This is a genomic window from Chryseobacterium lathyri (assembly GCF_003290185.1).
GTDB classification, from domain to species: Bacteria; Bacteroidota; Bacteroidia; order Flavobacteriales; family Weeksellaceae; genus Chryseobacterium; species Chryseobacterium lathyri.
The window spans coordinates 1-842 of the sequence record NZ_QNFY01000043.1 but is presented as its reverse complement, the minus strand read 5'-3'; the positions used below and the strand labels follow the sequence as shown (position 1 = coordinate 842).

Genomic DNA, 842 nt, shown 5'->3' with positions numbered 1-842 from the left:
AGAGCCTGTTTAAAAAAGTATAAAAATTTTTGTTAGGCGGTTTTCAGAAGTTGGATATTTGAAAAAAAAAAATGCAATACCCAACTGATCTGACTGAAAACCAATGGCAATATATAAAGAAAGCAATGAACCTGAAAGAGCGAAAGAGAAAATATCCCCTTATCCTGATTTGGAATGCTTTAATGTACTTGATGAAAACAGGCTGTCAATGGCGTATGCTTCCTAGAGACTTTCCCAAATGGCAATTGGTTTATTATTACTACAGCAAATGGTCAGGTTCAGAAGATCTTGATTTACTTCTCTCTAAATTACGCGAAAAAGTACGATTTAGCAGAGGGCAGAACAGTGATCCAAGTTTAGGAATTATGGACAGTCAGAGCGTACGTTGGGGAAATAATCGCTCACTCAAAAGTTTTGATGGCAATAAGAAGGTAAAAGGTATCAAACGCCATGTAGTGGTAGATAAAAATGGATTTCTTTTAGCTGTAATGGTTACAGTGGCAAGTATCCATGATAGTAAAGCGGTAGATTTATTAATGAGAACTCTCTCTTATTTTCTAAGTCCTGTAAAGGTTATTCTTGCTGATGGAGGTTACAGGGGGGAAGTAATAGAAGCCGTAAAGAAAAAATTCGGCTACCTTATTCAAATCGTCATGCGTTCCGAGCATAGAAAAACAAACTTTAAGCCCATTCATAAGAGATGGATCGTTGAACGTACCTTTTCCTGGTTTGATAATGACAGAAGACTATGTAGAAATTACGAACTCCTAATGGAATCCTCTGAAAACATGGTCAAATTATCTGCTATAAAATTATTATTGAATAAAATTTAAACAGGCTCT

Annotated in this window: 1 protein-coding gene; it reads left to right on the top strand. The window is 35.6% G+C overall.

Annotated elements, in window-relative coordinates; all coding sequences use genetic code 11:
• Positions 1-71 precede the first annotated feature (71 nt).
• Positions 72-833, top strand: coding sequence for an IS5 family transposase (locus DRF61_RS22440; protein WP_111961072.1), 762 nt, complete (start codon positions 72-74; stop codon positions 831-833).
• Positions 834-842 lie beyond the last annotated feature (9 nt).